Source organism: Oerskovia jenensis (assembly GCF_016907235.1).
Taxonomy (GTDB): domain Bacteria; phylum Actinomycetota; class Actinomycetes; order Actinomycetales; family Cellulomonadaceae; genus Oerskovia; species Oerskovia jenensis.
Window position 1 is genome coordinate 4,377,846 of the sequence record NZ_JAFBBO010000001.1, and the last position, 12,752, is coordinate 4,390,597.

Here is a 12,752-nt window from a genome sequence, read left to right on the forward strand (position 1 = left end):
CCCGGACTGCTACGCGAGCCCTGCCCCTTCGGCGGCCAGCGCCGCGGCCCCGACGATCCCGGCCGCGTTGCGCAGCTTCGCGGGGACGATCGGCGCCTTGAGGTCGAGCAGCGGCAGGAAGTTCTCGTGGTGCTTGGAGATGCCGCCGCCGACCACGATGAGGTCGGGCGAGAACAACATCTCGACGACGTCGAAGTAGCGCTGGAGCCGCGCGGCCCACTCCTCCCAGGAGAGGTCCTCACGGCTGCGCGCCGACTCCGCGGCGCGGGACTCGGCGTCGAACCCGTCGATCTCGAGGTGACCCAGCTCGGTGTTGGGCACCAGGACGCCGTCGACGACGAGCGCGCTGCCGATGCCCGTGCCGAGCGTCGCGAGCAGCACGGTGCCGCGGGCGTCCTTCGCGGCGCCGTAGCGGACCTCGCCGATCCCGGCGGCGTCGGCGTCGTTGACGGCGACGACGTGCCGGCCGGTCTCCTTCTTGATGAGGGCGGGCAGGTCGACGCCCTTCCAGGACTTGTCGAGGTTCGCGATGAACCCGATCACGCCGTGGCGGATGGGGCCGGGGAACGCGACGCCGATGGGGACGTCGTGCGGGAGGTCGTACTCGTCGACGAGCTCCGCGATGACCTTGGCGACGGCCTCGGGGGTCGAGGGCTGCGGCGTCGGGATGCGGTGGCGCTCCTGGGCGAACTCGCCCGTCGAGAGGTCGACGGGAGCGCCCTTGATGCCGCTGCCGCCGACGTCGATCCCGAAGGCGAGGCCGTGGTGGTGGTGTGAGTGCTTGCTCATGGCAGGGTCAGGATCTCCGCTCCGTCTTCGGTGACGACCAGGGTGTGCTCGAACTGGGCGGTCAGTGACCGGTCCGCGGTGACTACGGTCCACCCGTCGTCCCACATCTGCCACTCGGGGCCGCCCAGCGTCAGCATGGGTTCGATGGTGAAGACCATCCCTGGTTCGATGAGGGTGTCGTGGTCGGGGGCCGCGTCGTAGTGCGGGATCACGAGGCCCGAGTGGAAGGCCTCCCCGACGCCGTGGCCCGTGTACTCGCGCACCACGCCGTACCCGTGGCGGTGCGCGTACTTCTCGATGACGCGGCCCAGGACGTTGACCTCGCGCCCGGGGCGCACGGCCTTGATGGCCCGGTCGAGGGACTCGCGTGTGCGCTGGACGAGCAGCGCGGCCTCCTCGCTGATCTCGCCGACCGCGAAGGTCGCGTTGTTGTCGCCGTGGACGCCGCCGATGTACGCGGTGATGTCGACGTTGACGATGTCCCCCTCGACCATCTCGGTCGAGTCGGGGATGCCGTGGCACACGACCTCGTTGAGGGACGTGCACAGGGACTTGGGGAACCCGCGGTAGCCGAGCGTCGAGGGGTAGGCGCCGTGGTCCAGGAGGAACTCGTGCCCGATGCGGTCGAGCTCGTCGGTGGTCACCCCGGGGGCGACGTGCATCCCGACCTCGGCGAGGGCCTGGGCAGCGATGCGGCTCGCGACGCGGATCCGTTCGATGGTCTCGGGGTCCACGACGTCGTCGCCCGTGAAGGGCAGCGGGCCGGGCTGCCCGACGTACTCGGGCCGCGCGATCGAGCGCGGCACGGCGCGTGGCGGTGAGACCGTCCCGGGGACCAGAGGTCCGCGCGGGGCGGTCAGGACGGGAGAACCGGGCATCGTGCCAGTCTACGGAGGTGAGCGCCGTCGAGACGTCCATCCGCTCCCCGCGCGCCCGCCGTCGCGCGCGGGGACGCGTCGGTACGGCAGGATCGTCCTATGACCAAGGAACGATTCTCCGACGACGGTGACCCGGCCACCGAAGAGCAGTACTACTTCGACACCCGCACGGGAGAGGTGTCGAAGGGCCCGCAGTCGACGTGGTCGTCGCGCATGGGGCCGTACCCGACGCGGGAGGCGGCAGCCAAGGCGCTCGAGCTCGCCCGGGCTCGCTCCGAGGCGTGGGACGAGGAGGAGCGCGAGCGCGAGCAGGACCGGTGACCTGCGGCCCGACGACGCCACGCACCCGGGTGCACCGGTGCACCCGGGTGCGTGGCATCATCGGGCGGGAGGGCTACTTCTCGAAGCTGTGCGCGGCGTCCGGGAACGTCCCGCCCTTGACCTCGGCCGCGTAGTCCTGCGCGGCGCGGCCCAGGGCGGCGCCGATCTCCGCGAAGCGCTTCGCGAAGCGAGGTGACCACTCGGTCATGCCCGCGAGGTCGGTCCAGACGAGGACCTGGCCGTCGCAGTCAGGGCCGGCGCCGATGCCGATGGTCGGGATGCGCACGATCTCGGTGACGCGCGCAGCGACCTCGACCGGGACCATCTCCAGGACGAGGGCCACGGCCCCGGCGTCCGTGACCGCGAGGGCGTCCTCGCAGAGGATCTCCGCGGCCTCGTCCCCGCGGCCCTGCACGCGCGGCCCACCGAGGATGTTCTCCGACTGGGGAGTGAACCCCAGGTGCGCGACGACGGGGATGCCCGCGTCGGTCAGCGCACGGATCTGCGCGGCCGAGCGGCGCCCGCCCTCGAGCTTGACCGCGTGCGCGCCCGTCTCCTTCATGATGCGCACGCCCGTCGCGAGAGCCTGCTCGGGCCCGGCCTCGTACGAGCCGAACGGCAGGTCGACGATCACGAGCGCGCGACGGGCCGCCCGGGCGACGCCGCGCGCGGCGGGGATCATGTCGTCGACCGTGACGGGCAGCGTGGTCTGGTGGCCGTGCATGGTGTTCCCGATCGAGTCCCCGACGAGGAGCATGTCGATGCCCGCCTCGTCGAAGATGCGGGCGGTCACCGCGTCGTACGCGGTGAGCATCGTGAGCTTCTCGTGCCGCGCCTTGGCCTCCGCGAGGTGGTGGACGCGGAAGCGCTTGACGGGCGTGCCCGGGGTCTGGCCGGGCTGGGTGTGTGCGGACATGCTCTCGTCTCTCCAGGTCGTACGGCCCGTCGGTGGTCGGCGGGCCGGTCGTTCGGGAAGCGGATGGGTGGCAGGCGGCGGGCGCGCGCGGGCGAGCCGGTCGGGGCTACTCGACCGGCTCGCGCCAGCGGGACGTGACGGGCAGGCGGCGGTCGCGGCCGAAGGCCAGCGACGTGACCTTGGGGCCGAGCGGGTACTGGCGCCGCTTCCACTCGGCGCGGTCGACGAGCGTCACGACCTTGTCCACGACCTCGGGGTCGAACCCGCGCGCGAGCAGCTCGGCGCGTCCCTCGGCGTGCTCGATGTACGCGTCGAGGACCTCGTCGAGCAGGTCGTAGGGCGGCAGCGAGTCCTGGTCGGTCTGGCCGGGCCGGAGCTCTGCCGAGGGCGGCTTGGTGATCGAGGACTCGGGGATCGGGGGGAGCTCGCCCGCGTCGAGCGCGGCGTTGTTGCGCCAGCGCGCGAGGGCCCACACGCGCGACTTGTCGACGTCCTTGAGCGGGGCGTACCCGCCGATGCTGCCCGCGTCGTAGATGGTCGCGTACCCGACGGCGAGCTCGGACTTGTTGCCGGGCGCGATGACGAGGTGGCCCTCGCGGTTGGAGATCGCCATGAGGACCACGCCGCGCACGCGCGCCTGGAGGTTCTCCTCGGCGACGCCCTCGAGCGCGAGCTCGCCCTGGAACGCGTCGACCATGGGCGCGATGGGCTGCACCCGGTAGTCGGCGCCGAGCCGCTTGGCGAGGTCGGCGGCGTCGTCCTTGCTGTGGTCCGACGAGTACGTCGAGGGCATCGAGACGCCCACGACGTTCTGCCCGCCGATCGCGTCGGCCGCGATCGTCGCGGACAGCGCCGAGTCGATCCCGCCCGACAGGCCCAGGACGATCGACCGGAAGCCGTTCTTGCGCACGTACCCGGCCAGGCCCGTGACGCACGCCCGGTACACCTCCTCGTCGGGGTGCAGCGGGGGAGCGAGGCGGCCTGCGGGGTACGAGGTGGTCGTCGCCCCGGCTCCCGTCGGAGCGGAGGTCCGCTCGGGCAGGTCCCAGACCAGCAGGTCCTCGACGAACTGCGGCGCCGAGGTGAGCACCGCGCCGTCGGGCCCGACGACGAACGACCCGCCGTCGAACACCAGGTCGTCCTGGCCGCCGACCATGTTGACGTACGCGACCGGGGCGTCCACCTCGCGCGCCCTGCGCGCGGCGAGGTCGGTGCGGACGTGCCCCTTGCCCTCCTCGTAGGGTGAGCCGTTGAGCACGAGGAGCAGGTCGATCCCGTGCCCGGCCTCGTCGAGCCCGCCCAGCGTGGTGATCGGGCCGCCGTCCTGCCAGATGTCCTCGCAGATCACGATGCCGACCGAGCGGCCCGCGATCTCCAGGACGAGGGGCTCGGTGCCGGGCGCGAAGATGCGGAACTCGTCGAACACGCCGTAGTTGGGCAGGTGGTGCTTGTCGTAGGACGCGACGACCTTCCCGTGCTGGATCGCGACCGCACGGTTGGTCGGGAGGTCGGCGGGCGAGCCCGACACCTCGCGCTCGGTGGCGCCCGCGCCGCGCGGGAGCGCGGTCTCGGAGGTGCCCACGGTGCCCAGGACGACCGTCACGTGGCCCAGGCCCTCGCGCTCGAGCTGGACGGCGACGTCGGCCGCCGCGTCCCAGGCCGCGCGCCGGAACGAGGCCCGCAGCGCGAGGTCCTCGATCGGGTAGCCCGTGAGGGTCATCTCGGGGAAGGCCACGAGGTCGGCGCCCTCGCCGGCCGCACGCCTGGTCCACTCGAGGATCGCCGCCGTGTTCTGGTCGATCGCTCCCACGCACGTGTCGATCTGTGCGAGGGCGATCCGGAGGTCTGCCATGCCCGCCAGCCTATGCGAAACCGCCGGTCAGGCGCCCACCCGCACCCGACGTGGGCTTCGTCGTGGCAGGCTGGTGACACGTCGGCCGCGTCAGGACGCGACGTAACCCGCTCGTCACACTCTTCAGGCAGGATGTAGCCCATGGACAGGCAGCAGGAGTTCGTGCTCCGCACGGTCGAGGAGCGCGACATCCGCTTCATCCGTCTCTGGTTCACCGACGTGCTGGGGATGCTCAAGTCGGTCGCCGTGGCTCCCGCGGAGCTCGAGTCCGCGTTCGCGGAGGGCATCGGCTTCGACGGCAGCTCGATCGAGGGTCTCACTCGTGTCTACGAGGCCGACATGATCGCGCGCCCCGACCCCACCACGTTCCAGGTGCTCCCGTGGCGCGGTGAGCGGCACGGGACCGCGAGGATGTTCTGCGACATCCTCACCCCGGACGGCGAGCCCTCGCTCGCGGACTCGCGCAACGTGCTCAAGCGCGCGCTCGCGAAGGCGAGCGACAAGGGCTTCACGTTCTACACGCACCCCGAGGTCGAGTTCTACCTCTTCAACCACCCGGCCGACGCCTCGGCGCCGCTCGTCCCGGTCGACCAGGGCGGGTACTTCGACCACCTGGCCCGGGGATCGACGCACGACTTCCGCCGCGCCGCGATCACGATGCTCGAGTCGATGGGCATCTCGGTCGAGTTCTCGCACCACGAGGCGGGCCCCGGCCAGAACGAGATCGACCTGCGCTACGCCGACGCCCTGACGACGGCCGACAACCTCATGACGTTCCGCACGGTCGTCAAGGAGGTCGCCCTGGAGCAGGGGGTCTTCGCGTCGTTCATGCCCAAGCCCATGGCGGACCAGCCCGGCTCCGGGATGCACACGCACCTGTCGCTGTTCGAGGGCGACCGCAACGCGTTCCACGAGCCCGGCGCGCAGTTCGAGCTGTCGAAGACGGCACGCTCGTTCATCGCGGGCCTGCTGGTCCACGCGGCGGAGATCACCGCGATCACCAACCAGTACGTCAACTCGTACAAGCGCCTGTGGGGCGGGGCCGAGGCCCCGAGCTACGTGTGCTGGGGTCACAACAACCGTTCCGCGCTCGTGCGCGTGCCCATGTACAAGCCGGGCAAGGGCAACTCGAGCCGCATCGAGTACCGCGCGCTCGACTCCGCGACCAACCCGTACCTCGCGTACGCGGTGATCCTCGCGGCGGGCCTCAAGGGCATCGAGGAGGGCTACGAGCTCCCCGAGGCGACCGAGGACGACGTGTGGGAGCTGACCGACGCCGAGCGCCGCGCGCTCGGCATCAAGCCGCTGCCGCAGTCGCTCGACGCCGCGATCCAGATCATGGAGACGTCCGAGCTCGTCGCCGAGACCCTGGGCGAGCACGTGTTCGACTTCGTGCTGCGCAACAAGCGCCAGGAGTGGGACGCCTACCGGTCGCAGGTCACGCCGTTCGAGCTGAAGCGGTTCCTCCAGGTCCTGTGAGCCAGTCCTCCCGTCGGTCGGTCGGGTCCCGGTGGTCGTCATGACCGCGGGGCCCGACGACGTCACGCGCCTGGGCAGCATCGGTGCGCCGGGTGGTTCGCGCCGCCCCACCGTGAGCTCGCGCCTGCGCAGGCTCGGGTTCGCCGACGTGACCCGTTCGGCGACGCTGCTCGACGACCGGGACCTCGTGGGGGTCGTCGGGCCGCTGCCGGAGGACCTGCTGGTCGCGGTGGGCGCGACCGCGGACCCCGACCTCGCGCTGCTCCAGCTCGCACGGCTGTCGTCCGCGGTGGCCGGGGACGAGGCGTCGTGCCGGGCGTTCCGCGACCTGCTCACAGGGGAGCCCCCTGTGTCGGAGGGCGCGACCCCCTCGGGCCGCGACCGCCTGCTCGCGGTGCTCGGCGCGTCGGTCGCGCTCGGGGACGAGCTCGTGTCCCACCCGGACCTGCTGGCCGTCGTCGCGGATCCCGCCCCGGGGACGGGCGTGGACGCGGGGGTGGTCCGGGCCGAGCTGCTGCGCGCGGTCGAGGCGGACCCCGAGGCGCACCAGCCCGTCGCGGCGACCCCGGCCCCCGTCGCGACCGACGCCATGCGCCGCGCCTACCGGTCCCGCCTCCTGCGCATCGCCGCGACCGACCTCACGTCGCACGAGCCGCTCACGCGGATGCCGGCCGTGGCGGCGGCGCTCGCGGACCTCGCGGCCGCGGCGCTCGAGGCGTCGCTCGCGATCGCGCGCTCCGAGCTCGACGACCTCGGGGCGGGCGTGCGGCTCGCGGTCCTGGGCATGGGCAAGTGCGGTGGCCGCGAGCTCAACTACGTCTCGGACGTCGACGTGATCTACGTGGTCGAACCCGCAGAGGGCCACGACGAGGCGTACGCGACGAGCGTGGGCGCGCGGCTCGCGACGGGGCTCGCCCGCGCCTGCCAGGGGACGTCGTCGGAGCCGCCGCTGTGGCCCGTCGACGCGGCGCTGCGCCCCGAGGGCAAGAACGGCCCGCTCGTGCGCACGCTCGCGAGCCACCTCGCGTACTACGAGCGCTGGGCCAAGACGTGGGAGTTCCAGGCGCTGCTCAAGGCGCGCCTGGTCGCGGGCGACCGCGAGCTCGGGGCGGCCTACCACGACGCGATCAACCCGTTCGTGTGGTCGGCCGTGACGCGCGAGAACTTCGTCGAGGACTCCCAGGCCATGCGCCGCCGCGTCGAGGACCACGTGCCGGCCGCCGAGGCCGACCGCCAGCTCAAGCTCGGCAAGGGCGGCCTGCGCGACGTCGAGTTCACGGTCCAGCTCCTGCAGCTCGTGCACGGGCGGGCCGACGACTCGATCCGCAGCCCCAGCACCCTCACGGCGCTCGCGGCCCTGGCCGCGGGCGGCTACGTCGGGCGCGAGCACGCCGCGCGCCTCGCGGTCTGCTACCGCTTCCTGCGCTCGCTCGAGCACCGCATCCAGCTCTTCCGGCTGCGTCGCACGCACCTCGTGCCCACGGGCGAGGACGACCTGCGCCGTCTGGCACGCTCGTTGGGCATGCGTGCCGAGGGCGCCGAGGGGCTCCTCGACCGCTGGCGCGCGACGCGCCGCGAGGTGCGCGCGCTGCACGAGGAGCTCTTCTACCGGCCCCTGCTCCCGGCCACGGCCCAGCTCTCGGCCGAGGAGGCGAGCCTCGCGCCCGAGGCGGCCAAGGCGCGCTTCCAGGCGATCGGGTACCGCGACCCGGCGGGCGCGATGCGGCACGTGCTCGCGCTGACCGAGGGCGTGAGCCGCCGCGCCGCCATCCAGCGCCAGCTCCTGCCGGTCATGCTCGGCTGGTTCGCCGAGGGCGCGGACCCCGACGCGGGGCTGCTCAACTTCCGCAAGCTGTCCGAGGAGCTCGGCTCGACGCACTGGTACCTCAAGCTGCTGCGGGACTCGGGCTCGGCCGCGTACCGGCTCGCGACGCTCCTCTCGAGCTCGCGGTACATGGCCGACGCGCTCTCGCGCTCGCCCGAGTCCGTGGCCTGGCTCGCCGACGACGCCGACCTCGTCCCGCGCGGGGCCGAGCGCCTCGCGAAGGAGGCCGACGCGATCCTCACGCGCGCCGACGTCGCGGCGCCGGCCGCCACCGCGCTGCGGGCCGTGCGCCGTCGCGAGCTCGCCCGCACCGGGGCCGCCGAGATCCTCGGCGTCGTGGACCCGGTCGACGCCGCGCGCGCGATCTCCGACGCCGCCGACCTCGCGCTCGTGGGCGGGCTGCGGGTCGCGCAGTTCGTCGCCCGGGGCGAGCTCGGCGTCGCGGGCCCGGCCGACGACCCGGCCCGGTTCGCGATCATCGCCATGGGCCGCCTGGGCGGGCGCGAGATGGGCTACGGCTCGGACGCCGACGTCATGTTCGTCCACGAGCCCGTCGAGGGCGCGAGCGACCGCGACGCACAGGCGTTCGCGCTCGTCGTCGCGACGCGGCTGCGCTCGTTGCTGGGCGACATGGGCCCCGAGCCCGGGCTGCCCGTCGACGCCGACCTGCGCCCCGAGGGACGCAACGGCCCGCTCGTGCGCTCGTTCGCCTCCTACGCCGAGTACTACGACCGCTGGTCGGCCGCATGGGAGTCCCAGGCGCTGCTGCGCGCCCGACCGGCCGCTGGCGACGCGGGGCTCGGCGAGCGGTTCATGACGCTCGTCGACCCGCTGCGCTACCCGGCGGGCGGGCTCGATGCCGCGACCGTGCGGGAGGTGCGGCGCATCAAGGCACGCGTCGAGTCGGAGCGGTTGCCGCGCGGCGTCGACCCCTCACGCCACCTCAAGCTCGGCCGGGGCGGCGTCGCGGACGTCGAGTGGACGGTCCAGCTCCTGCAGCTCCAGCACGCCCACGAGGTCGCGGGCCTGCGCACGACGTCGACCATCGACGCGCTCGAGGCTGCGGCGCTCGCGGGCCTCGTCACGCCCGACGACGCCGCGACCCTGGGGGAGTCGTGGCACCTCGCGTCGCGGTTGCGCAGCGCGCTCGTGCTCTGGTCCGGTCGCTCGGGCGGCCCGACGGCCGACGTCCTGCCGCACGAGATCCGGGCACTGTCCGGGCTCGCGCGCGTCATCGGCGACGAGGAGTCGGGGGCCGAGCTCGAGGAGCGCTACCTGCGGACCGCGCGACGGGCACGTGCCGTCATGGAGCGCGTGTTCTACGGCGAGGACTGAGCCGCGCCCTGCTCGTCGCACGGTGCGTCGACCGCGAGGCCCGCCGCGCTCACCTGCTGGTCGATCAGCACGAGCGTGCGTTGCATCGCGACCGGTTGCAGCTTGCCCACCTGGTGCCCGTGCGGATGGTCGAAGAACACGAGCAGGCTCAGCATCAGGGCGATCACGAGCGTCACGCTGCCCATGAGGACCGACTGCGTGACGGCGCCCTCGCCCGAGTCGGCGAAGAACAGCATGAACACGAAGATGGTCGCCGAGATGACGAACAGGACGAGCCACAGGGGCAGCGGGATCAGACCCTCGGCGCCGTGGACGCGCGCCTGGCGCGCCTGCTCCCGGTCGGCGGTCTGGTCCATCCACCGGTCGTACGCGGACTGCTCGGTGTCGGACGCCGGCTCGACGCCGCGGATCGTGCGGAACATCTCGACGCCCCACGGGTTGACGGCCTCCCCGAGCCTGCCGTCGGCCATGGCCTCCCACTCGGTCGTCGCGACCGACCGGGCGTAGCAGACGAGCTGCCCCGAGAGCTCGGCCGCGGCGTCGGGCGGGAGGAACTGCGCGGTCTGGAGCTGTTGGGCGACGACCTGGGCCTCCTCCTCGGCGCCGCTGCGGGCGTCGTCGTACGACTCGAAGGCCAGGAAGATGATGAAGCCGAGCAGCACCGAGAAGCCCGTTGCGAGCACCCCGAAGACCCCCGAGGCCCGGTCGCCGTCGCGGAACCGGCTGCCCTCGGGGGCCCGGGAGCGCACGAGCAGCATCGCGGTCACGGTGATCGCGGTCGCGCCGACCGTGACGAGGGCGGCGATCAGGAGGTTCACGGCCTCACACCGTGATCGGGTAGGCGAGGAGGACCCCGAGCGTGGCCAGCAGCACCACCGCGCCGAGCCCGACCATGGCGAGCCGCAGACGGGGGGACGCGAGCTTGGCGCCGATCCCGCCGAAGAAGAGCACCGAGGCGCACATGACCGTGGCCAGGACGTAGTTGTCCTTGACGCCGTTCGCCTGGTGCGCCCGCGCGGCCAGCACGTCGGCCTTCTTCTCGAGCCGCTGCGACTCCTGGGACGAGGCCAGGACGTACTCGTCCATCGCGAACGGGCTGGGCGGCGCGGCCGGGTTGGTCGAGGGGTCCTGCGCGACCCACGCCTCGACGGCGGGCTGGAACTCCTCGCGGAAGCGCGCGTAGAGGAACCCCGAGTAGGTCGCGGGGTCGGGCTCGTAGCCCGGGGCCGGGCCGACCCTGCCCTGCTCGGCGTCGAGCGCGCTGAGCCAGTCGGTGAAGAGCTGGACGTCGATGATCGTCTCCTGCCCGGCGCGCGTCGAGGCCCGGTTGCTCTCGGTGCGCGCCGCGCCGGCCGCGCTGTACGCCGTCGCCATCTCGCCGCCCCACCGCGCGCTCTGGAACGCCGACCACGCCGTCATGACGGTCGCTACCGCGAGGAGCACCGCGGCGACGAGCTCGAGGTGCCGGTGCACCGACGCCGCCGGGCCGCGGGAGGCGCTGCTCCTGCGGTCGGCGGCGTCGGTGGGGCCGTCCGGGGCGGCCGTGCCGGTCACGTCGGTCATGCGGCCCGGTCCTGGGACGCCCCGAGCCTCAGGCCAGGGCCTTCGCCTTGAGCGTGGCGAACTCGTTCTCGTCGATCACGCCCGAGTCGAGCAGGGCCTTGGCATCGGCGATCTGCGTGACCGGGGAGGTGTCGGAGCCCGCGACGCCTCTGATGTAGGCGTCGGTCTGCACCTTGGCCTGCGACATGTCCTGCATCTGGCGCTCGGCCATCCCTCGCCCGCGGGCGATGATGTAGACCAGCGCGGACAGGAACGGGACGACGATGAGGGCGACGACCCACAGCGCCTTCCACCAGCCGTTGAGCGTGTGGTCGCGGAAGAGGTCGGCGAGGATCCGGAACAGGATCATCAGGTACATGAAGAAGAAGAACCACCAGACCATCAGCCAGAACCAGTCCATGAAGCTGTCCATGCGAACTCCTCCTCAGGTGGGTGCCGGTCAACCGGCGAGGATCTGAGCCTTCTGCGTCTCGAACTCGGCAGGGCTCAGCACTCCCTGATCACGCAGCGCGGCGAGCTGCGTGAGCTGGGCGATCTTGGCGTCCATGCCGGCGGACGCGGGCGCGGGGGCCGGGGCCGGCGGCGGTGCGGCGTAGGTCTGCTGCGGTGCCTGCTGCGGAGGCGGTTCCTCCTGGGCGGACCAGCGGCCGGCCTGACGGCGGGAGACGCGGTTGGAGACGGCGGTCGCGGTACCGGCGACGACGGCGGTGCGCGCGACGCCTCGGATGAGTCCGGGCATGGTGTTCCTCCTCTGTCGGGACGTGGGTCAGGCGTTCTCGGCGGCGTCGAGCGCCGCGAGCACGGCCTGCACCGGGATGCGCCCGCTCGCGACGAGCTGGGCGCCACCGCGGCGCAGGGCGGACGCGAAGGGTGCGGCCCACACGTTCTCGTACACCAGGACGGCCGCCGTCCTCCCGGGCTCGACCGCCTCTGCGGCCTCGGTCAGGTCCTCGTGTCCCAGGAGCCCCGACGAGGCACCCGCGAAGATCTCGAGGCCGGTCGAGCCGTCGTCGAGCTCGTCGAGCTCGACCCCCACCACGCTCCCGTCCTCCTCCTTGCGCAGCACGAGCAGGTCGAGGACACGGATGATCCCCTGCTCGACCAGGTCGACGAGCAGGGGGAAGGCCTCGCCCGTCATGGCGTCGGACTCGAACTCGACGACGAGGTAGTCGATCGGTCCGGTGTCCTGCAGGTCGCTCGGGTCCTGGGTCATGGGTCGTCGGTCCTCTCCTCCGGGACCTCGCTCGCCCCTCATGTCAGGGGCGCCCCGTGCGGGGCGAGGTCGCACGTCTCGTGTCGCTCCTGCCCAGCATCCGGCGCTCGCCGGTCGCCGTCGTCATGCAGACCGCATGAACTTGCTCGCACCGGCACGCGGTGGGCGCGCGGCCGGATCATGTGATCGGGGTGATGCGAGCCCCCCGGACGGCGTGCGGCAATGGGAGGACGTGACCGGGCGAGAGGATGGCCAGACCGTGGACTACACCGACCGACTTCGGCGCTTCGCGATCAACGACGCGCGCCTCGAGGAGGACCTGGAGCTCGAGTCGACCGTCCTCGAGCCCAAGACGCTCGCGCTGATCCGGCTCGCCGCGCTCGTCGCGGTCGGCGGGGCCGAGCCGACGTACGGCAGCGAGGTCGACGAAGCGGTCACGGCAGGTGCCACCACCGCGGAGATCGTCGACGTCCTCGCCGCGACCATTCCCATCGTCGGGCTGCCGGCCGTCGTGGCCGCGGCGCCCAAGCTCGCGCTCGCGCTCGGCTACGACCCGTTCGACGCGCGCGAGCCGGGGTGAG

Annotated in this window: 13 protein-coding genes; 4 read left to right on the plus strand and 9 right to left on the minus strand. The window is 72.8% G+C overall.

The annotated features are described in order from the left end of the window. Positions 1–9 precede the first annotated feature (9 nt). On the minus strand, positions 10–789 hold the full coding sequence (gene ppgK, locus JOD49_RS19555; RefSeq protein ID WP_191789038.1) for a polyphosphate--glucose phosphotransferase: 780 nt from the start codon (positions 787–789) through the stop codon (positions 10–12). Beyond that, positions 786–1,667 (minus strand): type I methionyl aminopeptidase, encoded by an 882-nt coding sequence (gene map / locus JOD49_RS19560; protein WP_205308636.1) that lies wholly within the window; start codon positions 1,665–1,667, stop codon positions 786–788. Before map ends, ppgK begins: the two co-directional genes overlap by 4 nt. A gap of 99 nt (positions 1,668–1,766) precedes the next feature. On the opposite strand from map, the gene JOD49_RS19565 reads away from it, so the two are divergent. Then, positions 1,767–1,988, plus strand: a complete 222-nt coding sequence (locus tag JOD49_RS19565) for an SPOR domain-containing protein (RefSeq protein ID WP_205308637.1) — start codon at positions 1,767–1,769, stop codon at positions 1,986–1,988. A 73-nt stretch (positions 1,989–2,061) separates the two neighbouring features. Here JOD49_RS19565 and panB read toward each other — a convergent pair whose 3' ends face one another. Both panB and JOD49_RS19575 read right to left on the minus strand, forming a co-directional pair. Next, positions 2,062–2,904: a 3-methyl-2-oxobutanoate hydroxymethyltransferase gene (gene panB, locus JOD49_RS19570; RefSeq protein ID WP_205308638.1), complete on the minus strand. Its 843-nt coding sequence runs from the start codon at positions 2,902–2,904 to the stop codon at positions 2,062–2,064. A 106-nt stretch (positions 2,905–3,010) separates the two neighbouring features. Beyond that, on the minus strand, positions 3,011–4,756 hold the full coding sequence (locus JOD49_RS19575) for an NAD+ synthase (RefSeq protein ID WP_205308639.1): 1,746 nt from the start codon (positions 4,754–4,756) through the stop codon (positions 3,011–3,013). A 141-nt stretch (positions 4,757–4,897) separates the two neighbouring features. Between JOD49_RS19575 and JOD49_RS19580 the strand changes: the two genes are divergently transcribed. After that, positions 4,898–6,235, plus strand: a complete 1,338-nt coding sequence (locus JOD49_RS19580) for a glutamine synthetase family protein (RefSeq protein WP_138824170.1) — start codon at positions 4,898–4,900, stop codon at positions 6,233–6,235. Between the two features lie 40 nt (positions 6,236–6,275). Further along, on the plus strand, positions 6,276–9,395 hold the full coding sequence (locus JOD49_RS19585) for a bifunctional [glutamine synthetase] adenylyltransferase/[glutamine synthetase]-adenylyl-L-tyrosine phosphorylase (RefSeq protein WP_205308640.1): 3,120 nt from the start codon (positions 6,276–6,278) through the stop codon (positions 9,393–9,395). On the opposite strand, the gene JOD49_RS19590 is transcribed toward JOD49_RS19585, so the two are convergent. Genes JOD49_RS19590 through JOD49_RS19610 form a run of 5 tightly spaced genes read right to left on the minus strand, consistent with a single transcriptional unit; the run spans position 9,380 to position 12,171 of the window. After that, positions 9,380–10,213, minus strand: coding sequence for a bestrophin-like domain (locus tag JOD49_RS19590; RefSeq protein WP_205308641.1), 834 nt, complete (start codon positions 10,211–10,213; stop codon positions 9,380–9,382). The genes JOD49_RS19585 and JOD49_RS19590 overlap by 16 nt on opposite strands. Before the next feature lie 4 nt (positions 10,214–10,217). Next, on the minus strand, positions 10,218–10,958 hold the full coding sequence (locus JOD49_RS19595) for a hypothetical protein (RefSeq protein ID WP_205308642.1): 741 nt from the start codon (positions 10,956–10,958) through the stop codon (positions 10,218–10,220). 28 nt (positions 10,959–10,986) lie between these two features. After that, complete coding sequence (locus JOD49_RS19600) at positions 10,987–11,370, minus strand: SHOCT domain-containing protein (protein WP_205308643.1); 384 nt, start codon at positions 11,368–11,370, stop codon at positions 10,987–10,989. A gap of 27 nt (positions 11,371–11,397) precedes the next feature. Further along, on the minus strand, positions 11,398–11,697 hold the full coding sequence (locus JOD49_RS19605; RefSeq protein ID WP_205308644.1) for an SHOCT domain-containing protein: 300 nt from the start codon (positions 11,695–11,697) through the stop codon (positions 11,398–11,400). A gap of 27 nt (positions 11,698–11,724) precedes the next feature. Then, the gene (locus tag JOD49_RS19610; RefSeq protein WP_205308645.1) at positions 11,725–12,171 is read right to left on the minus strand and encodes a DUF6325 family protein; all 447 of its coding nucleotides are present in this window, start codon (positions 12,169–12,171) and stop codon (positions 11,725–11,727) included. Between the two features lie 259 nt (positions 12,172–12,430). Here JOD49_RS19610 and JOD49_RS19615 point away from each other — a divergent pair, with 259 nt between their 5' ends. Then, positions 12,431–12,751, plus strand: coding sequence for a carboxymuconolactone decarboxylase family protein (locus tag JOD49_RS19615; protein WP_030153209.1), 321 nt, complete (start codon positions 12,431–12,433; stop codon positions 12,749–12,751). Position 12,752: the final 1 nt, after the last annotated feature.